Here is an 18,091-nt window from a genome sequence, read left to right on the forward strand (position 1 = left end):
TCACGAGAGATGGTCGATCGCGGTGAGGAGGTAGTGACAGGAGATCGCGTCAGGACGTGGCTGGGCGCCCTGTGGATGCTGCACGCCGAGCCGCAGCGCAGCCCGATAGGCTCAGCCCGTGAGTTCTTACGATGCCGGCGCGTCGGGCCAGCGCTCTCTGTGGCCCCGCCCGGCTGCCGCCTATGGTGAGCGCGATGTCGAACGGTGGCACCACGAGCCGGCGAAGAATCCTCATCGCACACCCTTCGAGCGCGACCGCGCGCGCCTGGTGCATTCCTCGGCCCTGCGCCGTCTGGGGGCCAAGACCCAGGTGCTCGGCCCGTCCTCGGATGACTTCGTCCGCACCCGGCTCACCCACTCGCTCGAGGTGGCCCAGGTGGGGCGCGAACTCGGCAAGGCACTCGGTTGTGACCCCGACGTGGTCGACACCGCATGCCTGGCCCATGACCTCGGCCACCCGCCCTTCGGCCACAACGGGGAACGGGCGCTCGATGAGGTCAGCGGCGATGTCGGTGGATTCGAGGGCAATGCGCAGACCCTGCGGCTGCTCACTCGCCTGGAACCCAAGGTCGTCACTCCCGAGGGGCGATCGGCAGGGTTGAACCTCACCCGTACCAGTTTGGACGCCACCTGCAAGTACCCTTGGCGCGCGGGTGATGGTCCGCTCGGCAGTGACGGAACCCCCACCCGGAAGTACGGCGTCTTCGCTGAGGACGCCGAGGTCTTCTCCTGGTTGCGGGAGGGGGCGCCGCAGGGACGGCGATGCCTGGAGGCGCAGGTCATGGACCTCGCCGACGACGTCGCCTACTCGGTGCACGATGTCGAGGACGCCATCGTCGGTGGCCGCGTGCCGCTCCACCTCCTGGTCTCCGATCTCGAGCAGTCCCGCATCGTGGCACAGACCCGCGACTGGTATGACCCCCCGGTGAGCGACGACGAGCTCGGTGCGGCCCTGGCCCGCATCCTCGCCAGCCCCATGTGGGTCGGTAGCTACGAGACCTCGCGAGCGGATCTGGCCCGTTTGAAGAACATGACCAGCCAGCTCATCGGCCGTTTCTGCCGCGCCGCGGAACGCGCCACGCGCGAGCGTTTCGGCGACGGGCCCCTGGCCCGCTACGAGGCGGACCTCGAGGTGCCGCCGGGCACACTGGCCGAGATCGTGGTGCTCAAAGGGCTCGCGGCCTTCTACGTCATGGCCCCGCGCGAGCACGAGCCGGTCTACCTGGCCCAGCGCACCACGCTGTTCGACCTCGTGGACGCGCTGATGGCGAGTGGCCCGGCCGAGCTGGAACCCCCCTTCGCCGCCGACTGGCATGCCGCCGAGGAATCCAGCCGTCTGCGCGTGGTCGTCGACCAGGTCGCCTCCCTCACGGACACCTCTGCCCAGCAGTGGCACGCACGCCTGTGCGGAATGCTCTCCGAGGCGTTCTGATGGGGCCGGCGCACTCAAGCATCTGGGCGCGCCCGAGCAGCGGGGCGCCGTCATGGCGCTGATCAAGCGCGAGGACATCGCTGTTGTCCGCGAACGCGTGCGCATCGACGAGGTCGTGGGCACCTACGTCACGCTGAAGCCGGCGGGCGTCGGATCCATGAAGGGCCTGTGCCCCTTCCACGACGAACGCACCCCGTCCTTCCACGTCCGCCCGCAACTCGGGCTGTGGCACTGCTTCGGCTGTGACGAGGGCGGAGATGTCATCTCCTTCGTGCAGAGAATCGATCACCTCCCGTTCGCCGAGGCGGTCGAGCACCTGGCGGCCCAGGCCGGCGTGCCCCTGCACTACGAGGAGGACGGCAAGCCGCGACGAGCGGGTGAGGAACCTGGCCGCCGGCAGCGACTCCTGGAGGCCAACCGCGCGGCCGAGGAGTACTTCCGGGAGCAGCTCGCCACACCCGAAGCCGCCATCGGACGAAGATTCCTCGCCGAGCGCGGATTCGACCGCGCTGCCTCGGAGCACTTCGGCGTGGGCTACGCCCGCCAGGGATGGGACCACCTGCTGCGCCATCTGCGGGGCAAGGGCTTCACGGAGGCGGAGATCTCCACGTCGGGGCTGGTCTCTCAGGGCAACCGGGGCCACTACGACCGCTTCCGTGGCCGGCTCATCTGGCCCATCCGCGACCTCACGGGGGCCACCATCGGCTTCGGGGCGCGCAAGCTCTACGACGACGACCCCGGCCCGAAGTACCTGAACACCCCCGAGACGCCGTTGTACAAGAAGTCCCAGGTGCTCTACGGCATCGATCTGTCCAAGCGGGAGATCGCCAAGGCACGGCAGGTGGTGGTCGTCGAGGGGTACACCGACGTCATGGCCGCGCACCTGGCGGGCATCAGCACGGCGGTCGCCACGTGTGGCACCGCTTTCGGCAGCGACCATGTGCGCATCGTGCGGCGGCTGCTCGGCGATCGTGATGATGCGGCCGCCGGCGTCATGCTCTCCACCGGCGGGTCCCATGGGGGCGAGGTGGTCTTCACCTTCGATGGCGACGCCGCCGGGCAGAAGGCCGCCCTGCGTGCCTTCGAGGAGGATCAGCAATTCGCGGCGCAAACCTTCGTGGCCATCCAGCCGGACGGCCTCGATCCGTGCGACCTGCGCCTCCGCCAGGGCGACGGCGCGGTCCGCGATCTGGTGTCCACCCGGCAACCCCTGTTCGCCTTCGCCATCCGGTCGGTGCTTGCGCAGGTGGACCTGGGGACCGCCGAAGGGCGGGTCGCGGCCCTGCGCTCAGCCGGCCCGGTGGTGGCGCAGATTCGGGACCGGGCCCTGCGGGGGGAGTACACCCGCTCCCTGGCGGGATGGTTGGGGATGGACGAGGTCGACGTCCGCCGTGCGGTCCAGGCTGCCGAGCGGCAGCGCGGTCGCGGGGCACCGGCTGACGGCATCGGTCCGGACGGTCCGGGCGGGCATCGGCAGGCCTACCCCTCGGGGGCGCCGCAGGAGCGGCGCGAGGCCGACCCGCATCAGCGCGGAAGCCGGGAGAGTTTCCGCGAGGACCCGGTGGCCCAGCTCGAACGGCGCGTGCTGGAGGTCGTGCTGCAGCTTCCGCATTTCGCCCTGGCTGCCGGCTTCGACGACATCGCCCCGGACACCTTCACCATGCCCGCCTACCGGGGTGTCCACGACGCCATCCGCGCCGCCGGGGGCGCGCGCGCCTACGGCCAGCAGATCGAACGTCTCGGCGGAGCGAGCGACGCTGGAGGCCAGGCGATGCTCTGGTGGGCCGAGGAACTGCGCACCAACGCCGTGGGCCCGGTGGCCGGAGTGCTGACCGAACTGGCCGTGGCACCGCTGCCCGAGGATCGCAGTGAGGCGCTGGCCGGCTATGCGCGTGGGGTCGTGCTGGCCCTGCGGCGCATGAGCCTCACCCGGCAGATCGCCGACGTCAAGGGCGAGCTCCAGCGCACGGAGCCGGACGATCCGCGCTACCACGAGCTGTTCGCGAGCCTGATGGACATGGAGACCCGGCGGCGAGGCCTCGCCGAGGAGGCGTGAATCGTCCCGACGTGAGCAATGTTGCAACTTCGTAAGCAAGGAACAGATGCGAAGTGCCCAGAGGTCCGTACTGTGGGAGTCAGAGGTTCTTCGGCGGGGCAACAGCCGCAGGCCCTGGCACACAGGACCGGTAGGCGCGTCTGAGGCAGGCCGCCAGGAGGAGAGGAAGGGGTTTCGTGGAGGAGCATCACACTCCCCAAGCAGCGGCTCAGGCCGCGAGCCCGGTGCCCCCTACTCCCGAATCGCCCGATCCTGTCACGGAAGACTCAGCGACCGGCAGGGCCGAGGACACCGCGCCCGCCGTCTCCGCCGCCGCGAACGGCCGCACTCCGCTGCTGGCCGGCGCGATCGTCGCCGCCGTGGTGGGTGGCATGGCACTCGGCGCGCTCACCACAGATGACTCACCGTCGATCTCGGGTCCGAGCGCCTCGCATCTTGCTCCGATTGATGAGACCGAGCAGGAGGACGCCCCGGTTCAGGCCTTCCCGGAGACTGGGGACGGTGGGCACGCCGCCGGTGGTGCGGATGGCGCGGAATCAGAACCGGAGCCCGCTCCGACACCGAGCGCGCCCACCGAGCAGGTCACGGAGAGCGAGCCGTCTGACGTCGAGCTCCCGCCCGAGGCCACCGTGGTGGAGCGCGGGGAGGACGTGGTGGTCGGGGACTTCCTGGTGACCTTCGGCGCAACGGAGATGGATGCCGCCTGGCGTTTCGAGGGAAGTCAGAGCTCGGCCACCTACGTCGATGAGCTCAGTGAGGGCGAGATCCTCGTGCTGGGCACGCTGACAGTGACGAACCAGTCCGAGGAGCCCCTGGACCCCACCATCGATCTGTTCACCAGCTTCCTGGGTACCGACGGGCGTGACTACAACCTGCTCAATGCCCCCTTCTGCATGGCCGAGGACAGCCTGCTGCACGTGGGCAACCTTGCTCCCGGGCAGAGCGCCACCGGCACGGTCTGCCAGGGTGTGCCCGCTGCCGCCGCCCTCGGCGGGGTCTGGCAGCTGCGTCCGGACTCCAACTACTCCGCGGTCACCTACTTCGCCAGCCAGTCCGGCATCGCCCGCTGACGTCGCCCGCGACGGGCCACGTGAGGACTGGAGCACTGACCGGCGCGCTCGTGGGCGGTCTCGCGGGTGCCCCGTGAACGATTACGCTGATCCGGCCCCCCGGTAGCTCAGCCGGTCAGAGCAGCGGACTCATAATCCGTAGGTCGTGGGTTCGAGCCCCACCCGGGGGACCGGTAGCGTGAGTGGCATGATCCTCCGCCGCGGGGCACGTCTGCCCGAGCACCTCCGTGAGCACCTCAGTGATCGATCGCATGCGCTTGCCGAGCTGCAGCACGGCAGCTGGTCCGCGGTGACCGCTCGAGCCCTGGTGATCCTCACGACCGTAGAGGGCGGCGAGGTGGAGGTGTCATCGGCCGCCTGGCACGAGCTTGAGCACGGTTCGTGGGACGGCGAGGAGGGCGTGCTCACGCTCACCTGGATCGACCGGGCGCGGCCGCAGCTGGTGCTCACGCCCGCGCACGAGAGGGTGGAGGCCTTCACCGCCGCCGTTCGGGAGCGGATCCAGTCCTCCGTGGTGCACACCGAGCACGGCACGACGCCCTCGGGCGCCTCCATCCGGGCCTACATCCGTCGCGATGACCGTGGGGAGTTGCTCTCCCAGGTGACGGCCACCGGCCGTCTCGGTACCGACCCGAGCGAGGCGGAGGTCGTCGACGAGGTGGAACGTCGCGCCCGCGAGGCTGTGGGACTGCCCACATAGCCCAGTTCCGGCGTATCTGCGTCGTGGAGTGGCGCGCACGTTTTGCTAGAGTCATCGGGCGCCAGGATGATCAGGCACCGCCTCGCCGCGGAACAGATGTCACAGCGCACGAGCATTCCCGCGTAGCTCAATTGGCAGAGCTTCCGACTGTTAATCGGATGGTTACTGGTTCGAGTCCAGTCGCGGGAGCCCCGCAGGATGAACCCCCGGCCCGACCAGGCCGGGGGTTCGTTGTCTCCGGTGAGCCTGTGACCTCGGGATTCGCCAGGAGCCTCGCTGGCGCTTAGCGTGGAAGACGATGACACGTACCGCTGGCCGCCGCGCCCCGAGAACCCTTGCTCTGACCGCCACTGCCGCCTTGGCGATCGCCGGTCTTGCCGCCTGTGATGATTCCAATGGCGATGCTGACGATGGCGCTGCCGAGGAGACCACTGAGGACGGCACCGACGAGGAGGGTGCTGAGCCGCCCATGCCGGGCGCTGACGGCGACATGCCGGAGATGCCCGAGCCCGATCTCGACGGCCTGCCCGACCCGGTCGCTGAGGTCAACGGCTCGGAGATCACCCGGGAGGAGTTCGCCGGGGTCTACGAGTCACAGTTCCAGCAGGCAGCCATGGAAGCCATGATGTCGGGCCAGGAGGTGGACGAAGGCCCCATCCGGGATCAGGTGCTGCAGTCGATGATCGGCAACGAGTTGCTCTTCCAGGAAGCCGCGGGCCGCGAGTACGACGTGACCGAAGCTGATCTTGATGCCGCTCTGGAAGAGGTCGCCGCCGATAGCGGGATGAGCACTGAGGAGTTCCTCGCCGCGGTGGAAGAGGGCGGCATGGATCGCGACCAGGTGATGGACGAGCTCCGCACCCGCGTCCAGGTCGAGCGTCTCATCGCTGACGAGACCGGCGACCTTGCTCCGAGTTCCGAGGAAGTCCGTGACTACTACGACGACCTCGTCGAGCAGTCCGAGGCTGCTGGCTCCGAGCAGGAGATCCCGCCCTTCGAGGAGGCCGAGGAGATCATCGCGCAGCAGCTCGCCAGCGAACGCGAGGGCGAGGCCGTGCGGGACATCGTCGAGGGCCTGCGCGAGGGCGCAGACGTCACCGTCCACATCTGAGTCCTGCGCGCAGCAAGTCACCGCATCCTGGGACGCGTGCCAGGCGTGGGATCATAGCGGCCATGGCCATGCGTGAAATCCGAACCGTCGGTGACCCAGTCCTGCGCACCCCGTGCGATCCCATCACCACCGTCGACGACCGCGTGCGGTCGCTCGTGGAGGACCTCCTCGAGACCGTGGACGAAGAGGGGCGGGCCGGTCTGGCCGCGAACCAGATCGGCGTCTCGCTCCGAGCGTTCTCGTGGAACATCGACGGCGACATCGGCTACGTCCTCAACCCGCGGCTCGTGGCCGTGTCCGAAGATGAGTTCCAGGACGACGACGAGGGCTGCCTCTCCGTGCCCGGTCTCTACTACCCGACCAAGCGGTTCTGGTATGCGCGCGTCGAGGGCACGGATCTTGCCGGCGAGGACGTCGTCGTCGAGGGCGAGGAACTGATGGGCCGGTGCCTGCAGCACGAGTGTGATCACCTCGACGGCAAGCTCTACCTCGATCGCCTCGATCGCGGGAACCGCAAGAAGGCCATGAAGGCGATCCGCGAAGGGCTCTGACCAGCTCTGGCGCAGACTCGGGCTAGAAGGTCACGACCACCTTGCCGGAACTGCCCGCATCCATCGCCGCCTCGAAGGCAGCCAGCGCCTGGTCCGCCGGGAACTCGTGTGTGATGACCTGCTCGATGGACGGCGTGCTCGCCAGCAGTTCGATGGCGTCCTCGAGCTCGTGATGGAACCGGAAGGCACCACGCGCAGTCAGTTCCTTGGTGACGATCGGTGCGAGGTTCAGGGGGACAGCGGCATCGGGGAGCATGCCGAGCTGCACATAGGTGGCGCCGCGGCGCGCAGCACGCAGCGCAGCACTGACCGATGACGGCGCACCCGAGCACTCCAGGACGATGTCGAAGGATTCCGCGGCGAGTTTCTGCGCCGTGACGTCGATCGTTTCCGTGGCACCCACCGCGCGGGCTCGCTCCAGGGGGCCCGGGCGGATGTCCGTGGCGGTCACCTCGCTGGCACCGCCGGACCGGGCGCCCGCGACGGCGAGGAGCCCGATCGGCCCGGCCCCGGCGACCAGGACGTGCCGTCCAGCAAGATCACCGGCCTGAGCGAGCCCGTGCAGGGCTACGGCAGTGGGCTCGGCCAGCGCTGCTCGGCGTAGTGACAGCCCCTGGGGCAGGAAGCGGACGTTCCCGCGAGGCATCACGAGGTACTCACTCATCCCGCCCTGGGTGTGCGGCCAGGTGGACGCCGAGCCGAGATAACGCACGCCTGGGCGCAAGTGGGGTGCATGGGCCCATGCACTCGTCTCATCACCCTCATAGGCGGGGTGCACGGCCACGGGCGTGCCCGCAGCGATCTCGCCAGCCGGGTCGAGGTCGACGGTGGCGGAGATCTCGTGCCCCGGAACGAGCGGTTCGCGGATGGTGAAGGCGCCGTTGGCCCCCTCGGAGTAGTAGTGCAGGTCCGAGCCGCAGATCCCTGCGAAGGCCACCCGGAGGCGGAGCTCACCGTCGCCGGGCTCGGGAACCGGACGCTCGAGGAGCCGGAGGTCCCGCTTGCCGTGAATGACCACAGTGCGCATGACGTTGTCCTTTCCCGGTGTCACGGGCTCAGCCCTTGACACTTCCGGCGGTCATCCCGGTGACGATGTAGCGCTGGGCGATGAGGTAGAAGGCTACGGCCGGCAGCGTGTACATGACCGCCACAGCCATCACCGTCTGCGTCGGCGTGCTCAGCTCCCCGATGAAGCTGGCCAAGCCCACCGAGGCGGGCTGCAGCCCACGGTCGAAGATGAACGTCAAGGCGAAGACGTACTCGTTCCAGGCGCTGAAGAAGGCGATCACCGCGGTCGCGGCCAGTGAGGGCGCGATGAGGGGGACGTTGATCCGGGTCAGGATGCCCAGCGGCCGGCAACCGTCGACGCGGGCGGCCTCCTCGATCTCGCGCGGGATGCCGTCGATGGCGCCCTTGAGGACGAAGACCACGATCGGCAGGACGAAGGCCGTATCGACCAGCACCAGGCCGTGCAGGGAGTCCAGCAGGCCGAAGGTGCGGAAGATGGCGAAGAGCGGCACCACCAGCAGTGACTCGGGCAACATCTGCGTCACGAACAGTCCGATGACCAGCGCGACCTTGCCGCGGAAGCGGAATCGCGAGAGTCCGTAGGCGAAGGGAATCGCCAGGGCCAAAGTGACCAGGCAGGTGCCGGCGGCAATGAGGAAGGAGTTCAGCAACCAGCGAGGAACCGGCCCGGTCAGGGCCTCGCTGTAGGTGCCGGTGAGGGAGAAGTCCGGGAAGAGCCGTGGACTGCTGGTGAACAGCTCACGATCGGTGGTCAGTGACGTGACGAACATCCAGTACAGCGGGAACACGGCGATGCCCAGCACGGCGAGCACCGCGAGCACGCGGAGGTAACGGCCCCAGGGCATCAGTGGCCCCCCTTCTTCTCGGCGCGTAGCGCCATGGACTGGCCGATGAGCACGACGGCCAGGGAGATGCACACGCCGACCATGCCGATGGCGGCCGCCCGGCCGAGGTCGTTGTGCTCGAAGGCGCTGGAGTACAGGTCGATCACCAGGGTCTCCGTGCTGCCCAGGGGGCCGCCCTTGGTCATGATCCAGATCAACTCGAAGCGCCGGATCGACCAGATGGTCATCAGCAGGGTCAGCAGACCCACGGTCGGCTTGATCACCGGCCACGTGGCCACCCGGAAGGTCCAGAGGTGTCCGGCGCCGTCCATGCTCGCCGCCTCTTTGACCTCTTTCGGCACCGCCTGCAGCGCCGCCAGCAGCACGATCGAGCAGAACGGGAAGAGCTGCCAGATCGTGGTGGCCAGGATGGCCGGCAGGGCGTAGTCGGCGCTGTCGAGGATGTTGCCGCTCGGTACCCCGAGGCCCACGGCCTCGAGGGCGCGGTTCACGATGCCGTACTGCGCATTCATCATCCAGGTGGCAATGACCGCCACGGCGACGGTGGGCGCGGCCCACGGGATCGCCACGAGCGCGCGGGCGATTCCTCGGCCCCGGAACTTCGCGTTCAGCAGTAGCGCAACGCCCAGTCCCGATCCCACGGCGCCGACCACACAGGTCACGGTGTAGACGAGAGTGACGCTGAGGGTCTGGCGGAAGTCCGGGCTGGCGAAGATGTCCCGGTAGTTGTCCAGCCCCACCCACTCCCGATCATGGGGGTTGAGCAGTGAGGTGCTGCTGAAGCTGAGCAGAAGCTCCTCGACCAAGGGGTATCCCTGGAAGATCAGCAGGTAGAGAACTCCTGGTGCCAGGAAGGCCCAGGGGGTCCAGGAGCTACCCGTGGGGCTGCTGCGACGGCGCCCCGTGGCGCCACGGGCTGCCGGGTGGGGCTGCCCGCGTTTGCTGCGTGCGATGGCGGTCACGATGCTCCTTCACATCCGGTGGGAGAGGGGGGATGCGATCAGTCGCCGACGAGGTTCTCGCCGAGCTCCTGGGCCCGGTCCATGGCCTCCTCCATCGACATCTCCCCGTGGAGGGCGGCCAGGACCTGGTCGACGATGATCGAGCGGAGCTCTGGGGTCTGCTCCTCGAAGCCCTCGACGATCTGGGGCTGCGTGGAGTCGGTGAGGTCATCGAAGACCTGGAGGTAGGGCGCTGCGGCGAGGGCCTCCTCGCTGCGCGTGGTCTCGATCGCCACGCTCTCGGCACCCATGACCTCCTGGAGTGCCACCTGGTTCTCCTCCTGGAGCATCCAGTCCAGGAAGATCGCAGCTTCCTCGGTGTGCTCGGAGTTGGCGTTGACCCCGATGGGCACGATGATGCCGCCCTGGCTGGCCACCGGGAAGGGGTTCGGGGCGGCGGCGAGGTTGAGGTCGTCGTTCTGGCCCAGCACGATGCCCGGTACGCCACCGTTGTCGATGTTCATGGCGACCAGGCCCTCGGCGAACATGCGGCGATAGGTGGCGGCGTCTGCGCCGCGCGGCACCACCTCGGCATCGTAGAGCTCTTGGTAGGCGCTGAGTCCGTCGATCACCTCGGGAGAGTTGATGGTGAGGTTCTCGCCGTCGGAGAACGCGCCGCCGAAGCCGTAGACGAAGTTGTAGAGGTCCTGCATCATGCCGGGCTCTTCGTCCTTGGTGTGCCGGAACGCGTGCCCGTAGACGCCGTCCTGAGTGAGTTCGATGGCCAGATCGACGAACTCCTCGAAGGACTGCGGAGGCTCCTCCACGAGGTCGGTGTTGTAGATCAGCGCGTAGTTCGAGGCACCGAACATCACGCCGTAGCGGGTGTCGTCCACGAAGTTGTAGCCATCGGGCCCTTCGATGAGCGGGAACTGCGAGACGTCGAGAATGTCGTCCATGGGGTGCAGGAGCCCGGAGGAGGCCGCCTGGACGAAGTCGGCCTGGTCGAAGCGGAGCAGATCCGGTCCGCTTCCGCCGGACATCTGAGTGAAGACGGTCTGGGAGAAGCTCGCGAAGGGGATTCCGACGGGGTCGATGACGACCTGGTCCTGGCTGTCGTTGAAGCCTTGGACCCAGGCTTCCAGCGCTTCACCTCGGCCGGACTCGGTGAAGGTCACAGCCGCGAAGGTCAGGGTGACGGGCTCGTCCGAGCCGGAGGCCCCGGTGCCGCATCCGGCGAGGGCGAGTGCGCCGGCAGCAGCGGCAGCGGTGGCGAGGGTGACACGACGGTGTGTCATGATTCGGCTCCTTTGGTTACGGGTTCGTGCGGGGGGAGAGGGATGAGCTCGAGGTGGCCGCCTCACGGACAGCGGCGTGGGGGCCGTGCGCGATGATCACGTCGAGGAGATCGCCGGCACGGTTGACGAAGTCGGCCTGATCGGCGAGGACCGCCGGGAAGACCTGACCGGATTCGAAGACTGCGCGCATCAGCGACGCGGGTTGCGGGTGGCGTGCCGCCAGTGCTTGGAGGCGGTCGGTGGCCGGGTCCTGGATCGCGCGTGCCTGGGGGCCTGGTTCGAAACCAGCGGGTGGGGCCACACAGGCCACATAGGCGGCCACGGTCAGGGCCAGATGGTGCGGCATGACGCCCTGGCCCAGATGCTGCAGGACAGGTTCGGTGACCCGCTGGGGGAGCTTGACCGAACCGTCGGTGCCCACCTGTGAGGTGCGGTGGCCCAGGGCGGTGTTCCGCCAGCGTGAGAAGAGCTGCTCCTCGTAGTCGACGATGTCGACGCCTTCGGGAAGCTCCAGGGTGGGTAGGTACTCGTGGCGCAGGATGCTGCGGGCTGCGCCCTCGATGTGGGGCTGGGCCACCGACTCCGGGATCGTGAGCTTCTCGCTCAGTGCCCCGAGATAGGCGATCAGCGAGTGCGTGCCGTTCAGCAGGCGCAGTTTCATGTTCTCGTAGCGGCTGACCTGATCGGAGAAGGTGGCTCCCACGCGTCCCCATGCCGGCCGGCCGGCAGCGAAGTCGTCCTCGATGATCCACATACCGAAGGGCTCGGCCGGAACCGGGACGGCGTCCTCGAGGCCGAGGCCACTGCGCACCGCGGCGCGGGTCTCGGCCGTGGTCGCCGGGACGATCCGGTCGACCATGGAGTTCGGGAAGCTGACATGGTCACCGAGCCAGGCCTGCAGCTCCTGGCCCTCGGCGCCTGGAAGGGCAGCGACGAACTCGTGGATGAGCTCGCGGGTGCGCGCGCCGTTGGAGCCCAGGTTGTCGCAACTCAGGATGGTCACCGGTGCCCCACCGCTGCGGAGGCGTTGCCTCAGGCCGTTCACCATCTGGCCCAGGGGGGTCCGGGGCGCGTAGCTCAGGCGGAGATCGGACTGGACGTCCGGGTGGGCGACATCGAGGCTCCCGGTCTCGGGATCGAAGGTGTAGCCGGACTCGGTCACGGTCAGGCTGATGATCCTGGTGCGCGGGTCGGCGAGAGCGCCGATGAGGCGCTCGGTCTCCTCGCTGGCGACCAGGACCTCGGTGTGCACGGCGGGGATGTGGAAGGCCGTCCCGGACGGACTGATCTCGGTGACGGTGTAGAGCAGATCCTGGGCGCGCATCGCATCGACCACGCGCCGCGAGCGGCTGGCCGCTCCGATGATGCCCCAGGGGCCGGGCTCGACAGCCAGTGCTGCGGCGGTGTACGTGGCCTGGTGGGCGCGGTGGAAGTTGCCCAGGCCCAGGTGCACGATGCCGGGTGTCAGAGCGTCGAGGTGATGGGTCAGGAACGCGTGCGGAGCCGTGGCGGCGTTCAGGAGCGGGTTCACCAGTCCGTCACCCCACCATCGAGTGTGCGAGCGGTGGGCAGGTAGGCGCCCTCGTACTCGAAGCGCGCTGCTGCCGTCTCGTCCACCTCGACGCCCAGGCCCGGCGCGTCGCCCGGATGGAGGTAGCCGTCGGTGAAGGTGTAGCCGGGGGAAAAGACCTCGGCGGTCTCGGCGGGGTGTCCCATGTACTCCTGGATGGCCACGTTGGGGCTGGCGAGCCCGAGGTGGAGGGAGGCGGCCATCGCGATCGGGGAGATGTCCGAGGGGCCGTGCGGACCGGCCTTGACCTGGTGGACGGCGGCGTAGTTCAGCACGGTGCGCAGGTGGCTGATGCCGCCTCCGTGGCTGACGGCCATGCGGATGAAGTCGATCAGGCGCTCGGCGAGCAGGATGCGGCAGTCCCAGATGGAGGTGAAGACCTCGCCGATGGCCAAGGGGGTCACCGTCGCTGCCCGCACGGAGCGGAGCAGCTCCTGGTTCTCGGCCGGGATGAGGTCCTCGAGCCAGAAGAGGTCGACCTCCTCGAGGCTGCGTGCCAGGCGCGCGGCCTGGGTCGGGTCGAGGCGGTGGTGGGCATCATGCAGGAGGTGCAGGTCAGGGCCGACATGCTCGCGCAGCGCGCTGAGCACCTTCGGCGCGTGGCGGAGGTACGCGTGGGTGTCCCAGAGCTCTTCAGCTGGTCGTGCGCCTCGCCCGGCGGGCTCGTAGGCCGCGGACTGGGAGACGCCGTAGACGGTCTCCAGTCCCGGGACGCCGAACTGCGCTCGTATGGCGCGATAGCCGGCCTCGCGTGTGGCGTCCACCGAGTCGATGAGGGCCGGGAGGTCCCAGCCGGTGGCGTGGGTGTAGGCAAGGATGCGATTGCGGGTGGCGCCACCGAGCAGCCGGTGGACGGGCACCCCCAGCGCCTTGGCGTTCAGGTCCCACAGGGCGATGTCGATGGCGCCGATGGCGGTCATCGTGACCGGCCCTCGCCGCCAGTAGGCCCCGCGGTAGAGGTACTGCCAGGTGTCCTCGATACGGTCCGCAGGGCGGCCGATGAGGGTGCTGGCGAGGTGATCGCGGATGTAAGCAGCCACGGCCAGTTCGCGTCCGTTCAGGGTCGCATCACCCCAGCCCACGACGCCGTCGCTGCTCGTGATCTTCACGCTCACGTAGTTGCGGCCCGGACTGCAGACCAGGACCTCGACCTTCTCGATCTGCCCGCTCATGTCGTCTCCACGAGGTTCTTGAGCGGCCGGCCCTCGGCCAGCCGGGTGATGTTTTCCGCGATGTCGCCGAGGCGGCCGAGGAAGGTGTCGGCGGTGATGCCGGAGGAGTGCGGTGTGAGCAGCACGTTGGGCAGCGCCCCGAACGGTTCATTTGCCGGCAGGCCGCGGCCATCCGGCCCGGGATAGCGGTACCAGACGTCCAGCACGGCTCCGGCGATCCGCCGATCCCGCAATGCGGCGTAGAGGTCGCCCTCGTGCACGATCGGACCGCGTGCCACGTTCACCAGCAGACCGTCGGTGCCCAGGAGATCGAGCTCCCGGGAGGTGATGGAGCCTCGCGTGGCCTCGTTGAGCGGAATGCTGACCACCAGCACGTCGCTGCTCGTGAGGTGCTCCTCCAGGGCCGCGACGGGCGCCACCGCCTCCAGGCCGTGGTCCGCCGCGTTCACCGCACCCGTGCGCGTGATGGCGCGTCCGCGCATCCCGAAGGCCCGGAGCACCTGCCAGGCGGCCTGGCCGATGTGCCCGAATCCGAGGAAGGTGATTGTGGATCCCCGCAGCGTGCGCGCCTGGGCCATGGTGGCGTCGTAGATGGGCGAGGACCACTGGCCCACGCGCAAGCGGGCGTCCTGGTGCAGCGTGCCCCGCCGGAGCATGACCAGCGCAGCGGCAATGTGCTCGGCGATGGAGCTTTCATGGTGGAAGGTGTTGGCCGCCAGCACGTGCTCGCCCAGAGCGCTGCGGTCGATGCCGTCCAGGCCCGCGCCTACTGCGTGCACCAGCCGGAGGCGTCCGGCGCGCGCCGCCAGATGCTGGGGGAGCGTGGAACCCACGAAGACCTCGGCGTCGCGGATCAGGTCTGCGGCCTCGGCCTCACTCGTGGCGAGGTGGGCCTCGGCCTCAGGTGGGAGAGCGGCCAGGAAGGTCTCCCAGTGCGCGGCGAGCGCGGCGTCCTTGACCAGGACCTTCATCGCCGGGCTCCTGGTGAGTCGGTCGTGCCGCGGACGATCAGCTGGGAGTCCTGGAGCAATGGCTCAGCGGGTACGTGCTTGCCGGAGACGAGGTCGGTGAGGAGGTTCAGAGCGAGTGCGCCGCCACCGGGGATGGACACCCGGACCGAGGTCAGGCCCGGTTCGGCAACGGCGGCGATGTCAAGATCGTCGATTCCGATGATGCTGAGGTCACTGGGGCAGTGGCGCCCCAGTTGCCGGAGGCCGGCCTGAACACCGAGGGCGACCAGGTCGTTGTAAGCCAGCACAGCGGTCGAACCGCTCGAGGCCACCGAGGCGGCGGCGGCGAGGCCACCGTTGACCGAGGCGGCCTGATTGCCCACCACGGTCAGCTCGACGTCCCATGCGCGGGCGAGTTCGGTGGCCAGGGACTGCCGTCTGCGTGTGGACCATGCGCTGGCCGGGCCGGGGACGAAGGTGAGGCTGCGGTGACCGAGGGCATGCAGGTGCTCGAAGGCTTGACGCATGCCGGTGTCGGCCGACATCAGCACTGAGGGGCAGAAATCGAGTTCGGCGTTCAGCGCCACCAGAGGAAGGTGACCGATCGCGCTCTCGATGCGCTCCGCCGCGAGCCGGGGTGAGGCCAGGATGACGCCGTCGACCTCGGTGCGCAGGCTCTGCAGGACCTCCTCCTCCCGCTCGGGGTGCTCGAAGGTGTTCACCAGCATCATCCGGTGGCGCCCGGACCATGCCTGGGACTGCATGGAGGCGATCAGTGACGCGAACACGGGGTTCGCGGCATCTGGGACGACAACGGCGAAGGTCATGCGGCGCTGGCCGGCGGAGCTGGCGGTGTAGCCAAGATCCGCAGCTGCCCGCTGGACGCGTTCGCGGGTGGGTGCGGCCAGTCGGTCCGGGTCCTTGAAGGCCCGCGATGCGGTTGCCAGGGACACTCCAGCGGCCTGTGCCACCTCGGTCAGCGTCGTTGCCATGCGTTCACTCCTGCCTCGTTGCCGGATCTGAGACCACAGTGCAAGCCAGTGAAAAGATTGTCAAGCCTTGCAGAGGTTTTCATCGACGGGGTGAGGAGGGGGAGGCCGGGCGGTGCTGGCGCTGGAAGCCTTGATGGGGCACACTGAGTACTGGTTTCGCCGTGCACGCGTGTCGTCACTGGTCCACCGAGGTCGTAGGGGAAGACGTACCTCAACCCGGACCAGGAGGAGTCGACATGTCTGGTGCTTTCACCCGCGGTGTCATTTTTGTGCACTCCGCACCGCGAGCTCTGTGCACCCACATCGAGTGGGCGGCGGGCACGGTGCTTGATGCGCGCACCTCTTTGGAATGGACGGCTCAGCCGGCTGCTCCGGGGATGTTCCGCGCCGAGTACTCCTGGGTCGGTCCCATTGGGACGGGCGCACGCCTGGCCTCAGCGCTGCGCGGGTGGACCCACCTGCGCTATGAGATCACCGAGGATCCCGCCCCTGGTCACGACGGCGGCCGGTGGTCGCACACTCCGGAACTGGGCATCTTCCACGCGCAGACGGACGCGCACGGCAACGTGGTGGTTCCAGAGGACCGGATCCGGGCGGCGCTGGAACACGCCGGTGACCCCAGCGAGCTCCGGCGCAGGCTGGACGTGGCGCTCGGGCAGGCCTGGGACGACGAACTCGAGCCCTTCCGTTACGCGGGAGCGGGCGCTCCGATCCGCTGGCTGCACCGCGTGGGCTGAGACCTCCGGTGTCGGCGCAGGGTTGGTCCGCCCGGCGCCGACCGCCGGTCAGACCGAGGCGACGAGGATGGCGGCATTGTGGCCGCCGAAACCGAAGGCGTTGTTCAGCGCCGCCACCTGTCCGTCACCGAGAGCGCGCGGGGTGTCACGCACCAGATCGATGCTCAGGCCCTCATCGAGCTGCTCCACATTGATGGTCGGCGGGGCTGTCCGCTCGCGCACCGCGAGGATGGTCAGCAGGCTCTCCAGTGCGCCGGCGCCACCGAGGAGGTGCCCGGTCATCGACTTGGTCGCTGAGACCACGGCCTGCTCGCCGAGGGTGCGGGAGATGGCGGCGGCCTCGATGCCGTCGCCCAAGGGGGTGGAGGTGGCATGCGCATTGACGTGCGTGACGTCAGAGCCGGACAGGCTCGCATCGTCCAGCGCGGTGCGCATAGCACGCTCCTGACCGTCGCCGGAGGGGTCGGGAGGGGCGACATCGAAGGAGTCGGCCGACATCCCGATGCCGGCGATCCGTGCATGGATCGCCGCGCCACGGGCGGCTGCGAACTCCTCGGACTCCAGCACCACCACGGCGGCGCCCTCGGCCATGACAAAACCATCGCGGCTCACGTCGTAGGGGCGTGAGGCGCCGGCCGGGTCGTCGTTGCGGGTCGACAGGGCTTGCATCTTGGCGAAGGCGGCCATGGGCAGCGGATGAATAGCGGCCTCGGTGCCCCCGGTGATGACGACGTCGGCGCGCCCGGAGCGGATCATGTCCACGCCCCAGGCAATCGCCTCGGCGCCGGAGGCGCACGCGGAGACGGGCGCATGTGCGCCGGCCTTGGCGCCGTAGCGAATCGAGACGTTGGCCGTGGCGGAGTTGGCCATCAGCATGGGGACCGTCAGGGGCATCACGCGGCGCGGGCCCTTCTCGCGCAGGATGTCCCAGGCGCCCAGGATCGTGTGCACGCCGCCGATCCCGGTGCCGATCACCGAGCCAAGGCGTTCGCCCTCGACCTCCGGTGCGCCGGCGTCGGCCCAGGCCTCTGCGGCGGCGACCATCGCGTACTGGCCCGAGGGGTCCAGCCGACGGGTTTCCTGGCGGGTGAGGATTCCCTCGACCGAGGCGGTCACCTGGCCGGCGAAACTCACCGGGATGTCGTACTGCTCGACCCAGTCTGCCTCGATGCGGCGGACTCCGGATTCACCGGCGAGCAGGCGTGTCCACGTAGTGGGCACGTCCGCGCCGAGAGGATTGGTGGTACCAAGTCCGGTGACGACGACGTTGCGCTGCGACATACGGGTTGCTCCTGGGTCGTGAGGGGTGGGAGCCGGCCGGTACGCCGTCAGGGCGGGTCCGGCCGGCTCTCCGAAGGCCTGCTCAGGCGGCCTGGGCGGTCTTGATGAAGTTGATGGCGTCCTGGACGGTTCCGAGGTTGGTGGCCTCTTCGTCCGGGATCTTCACGTCGAACTTCTCCTCGGCGAGGGTGGCGATGGTCATCATCGACAGGGAGTCGACGTCGAGGTCATCCGCGAAGGACTTGTCTGCGGTGACCTGGTCGGCCGGCAGGCCGGTCTCCTCGTTCACGATCTCGGCGAGGCCGGCCAGAATTTCCTGCTCGCTGTGAGCCATGGGGTTCTCCGTTCAAATGGGG

General features: G+C 68.8%; 17 protein-coding genes and 2 tRNA genes. 9 read left to right on the forward strand and 10 right to left on the reverse strand.

Annotation, left to right across the window (positions count from 1 at the left end; translation table 11 throughout):
- Nucleotides 1–118 precede the first annotated feature (118 nt).
- The 8 genes from EDD31_RS12490 to def all read left to right on the forward strand — a co-directional run bounded on the left by EDD31_RS12490 (nt 119) and on the right by def (nt 6,920).
- Nucleotides 119–1,432 (forward strand): deoxyguanosinetriphosphate triphosphohydrolase, encoded by a 1,314-nt coding sequence (locus EDD31_RS12490; RefSeq protein ID WP_123304441.1) that lies wholly within the window; start codon nt 119–121, stop codon nt 1,430–1,432.
- Nucleotides 1,433–1,484: 52 nt separating this feature from the next.
- Nucleotides 1,485–3,488, forward strand: a complete 2,004-nt coding sequence (gene dnaG, locus EDD31_RS12495; RefSeq protein WP_123304442.1) for a DNA primase — start codon at nt 1,485–1,487, stop codon at nt 3,486–3,488.
- Nucleotides 3,489–3,664: 176 nt separating this feature from the next.
- On the forward strand, nt 3,665–4,558 hold the full coding sequence (locus tag EDD31_RS12500; protein ID WP_123304443.1) for a hypothetical protein: 894 nt from the start codon (nt 3,665–3,667) through the stop codon (nt 4,556–4,558).
- Between the two features lie 96 nt (nt 4,559–4,654).
- Nucleotides 4,655–4,728: transfer RNA gene (locus EDD31_RS12505), tRNA-Ile, on the forward strand.
- A 17-nt stretch (nt 4,729–4,745) separates the two neighbouring features.
- A complete protein-coding gene (locus EDD31_RS12510; RefSeq protein ID WP_123304444.1) occupies nt 4,746–5,258 on the forward strand; it encodes a hypothetical protein in 513 nt (170 codons plus the stop codon).
- Nucleotides 5,259–5,374: 116 nt separating this feature from the next.
- A tRNA-Asn gene (locus tag EDD31_RS12515) sits at nt 5,375–5,447 on the forward strand.
- Between the two features lie 109 nt (nt 5,448–5,556).
- Complete coding sequence (locus EDD31_RS12520; RefSeq protein ID WP_123304445.1) at nt 5,557–6,369, forward strand: SurA N-terminal domain-containing protein; 813 nt, start codon at nt 5,557–5,559, stop codon at nt 6,367–6,369.
- 62 nt (nt 6,370–6,431) lie between these two features.
- The gene (def, locus tag EDD31_RS12525; protein WP_123304446.1) at nt 6,432–6,920 is read left to right on the forward strand and encodes a peptide deformylase; all 489 of its coding nucleotides are present in this window, start codon (nt 6,432–6,434) and stop codon (nt 6,918–6,920) included.
- 22 nt (nt 6,921–6,942) lie between these two features.
- Here def and EDD31_RS12530 read toward each other — a convergent pair whose 3' ends face one another.
- The 8 genes from EDD31_RS12530 to EDD31_RS12565 are packed head-to-tail and all read right to left on the reverse strand — an operon-like array spanning nt 6,943 to nt 15,717.
- A complete protein-coding gene (locus tag EDD31_RS12530) occupies nt 6,943–7,947 on the reverse strand; it encodes an L-idonate 5-dehydrogenase (RefSeq protein ID WP_123304447.1) in 1,005 nt (334 codons plus the stop codon).
- A gap of 28 nt (nt 7,948–7,975) precedes the next feature.
- Nucleotides 7,976–8,794: a carbohydrate ABC transporter permease gene (locus tag EDD31_RS12535; protein ID WP_123304448.1), complete on the reverse strand. Its 819-nt coding sequence runs from the start codon at nt 8,792–8,794 to the stop codon at nt 7,976–7,978.
- Nucleotides 8,794–9,756: a carbohydrate ABC transporter permease gene (locus EDD31_RS12540; protein WP_211336121.1), complete on the reverse strand. Its 963-nt coding sequence runs from the start codon at nt 9,754–9,756 to the stop codon at nt 8,794–8,796. Before EDD31_RS12540 ends, EDD31_RS12535 begins: the two co-directional genes overlap by 1 nt.
- Before the next feature lie 38 nt (nt 9,757–9,794).
- The gene (locus EDD31_RS12545; RefSeq protein WP_123304449.1) at nt 9,795–11,033 is read right to left on the reverse strand and encodes an ABC transporter substrate-binding protein; all 1,239 of its coding nucleotides are present in this window, start codon (nt 11,031–11,033) and stop codon (nt 9,795–9,797) included.
- A gap of 16 nt (nt 11,034–11,049) precedes the next feature.
- On the reverse strand, nt 11,050–12,567 hold the full coding sequence (locus EDD31_RS12550) for a mannitol dehydrogenase family protein (protein ID WP_123304450.1): 1,518 nt from the start codon (nt 12,565–12,567) through the stop codon (nt 11,050–11,052).
- The gene (gene manD, locus EDD31_RS12555) at nt 12,561–13,775 is read right to left on the reverse strand and encodes a D-mannonate dehydratase ManD (protein ID WP_123304451.1); all 1,215 of its coding nucleotides are present in this window, start codon (nt 13,773–13,775) and stop codon (nt 12,561–12,563) included. Before manD ends, EDD31_RS12550 begins: the two co-directional genes overlap by 7 nt.
- The gene (locus tag EDD31_RS12560) at nt 13,772–14,746 is read right to left on the reverse strand and encodes a 2-hydroxyacid dehydrogenase (protein WP_123304452.1); all 975 of its coding nucleotides are present in this window, start codon (nt 14,744–14,746) and stop codon (nt 13,772–13,774) included. Before EDD31_RS12560 ends, manD begins: the two co-directional genes overlap by 4 nt.
- Nucleotides 14,743–15,717 carry a LacI family DNA-binding transcriptional regulator gene (locus EDD31_RS12565; protein ID WP_123304453.1) on the reverse strand — a complete coding sequence of 325 codons (975 nt, stop codon included), beginning with the start codon at nt 15,715–15,717 and terminating at the stop codon, nt 14,743–14,745. Before EDD31_RS12565 ends, EDD31_RS12560 begins: the two co-directional genes overlap by 4 nt.
- A gap of 236 nt (nt 15,718–15,953) precedes the next feature.
- On the opposite strand from EDD31_RS12565, the gene EDD31_RS12570 reads away from it, so the two are divergent.
- Nucleotides 15,954–16,454 carry a DUF3145 domain-containing protein gene (locus EDD31_RS12570; protein WP_123304454.1) on the forward strand — a complete coding sequence of 167 codons (501 nt, stop codon included), beginning with the start codon at nt 15,954–15,956 and terminating at the stop codon, nt 16,452–16,454.
- Nucleotides 16,455–16,502: 48 nt separating this feature from the next.
- On the opposite strand, the gene EDD31_RS12575 is transcribed toward EDD31_RS12570, so the two are convergent.
- Together EDD31_RS12575 and EDD31_RS12580 are read right to left on the reverse strand one after the other, a co-directional pair.
- Nucleotides 16,503–17,735 carry a beta-ketoacyl-[acyl-carrier-protein] synthase family protein gene (locus EDD31_RS12575; RefSeq protein WP_123304455.1) on the reverse strand — a complete coding sequence of 411 codons (1,233 nt, stop codon included), beginning with the start codon at nt 17,733–17,735 and terminating at the stop codon, nt 16,503–16,505.
- A gap of 82 nt (nt 17,736–17,817) precedes the next feature.
- A complete protein-coding gene (locus EDD31_RS12580) occupies nt 17,818–18,069 on the reverse strand; it encodes an acyl carrier protein (RefSeq protein WP_123304456.1) in 252 nt (83 codons plus the stop codon).
- Between the last annotated feature and the right edge of the window lie 22 nt (nt 18,070–18,091).

It is taken from the genome of Bogoriella caseilytica, from assembly GCF_003752405.1.
Taxonomy (GTDB): domain Bacteria; phylum Actinomycetota; class Actinomycetes; order Actinomycetales; family Actinomycetaceae; genus Allobogoriella; species Allobogoriella caseilytica.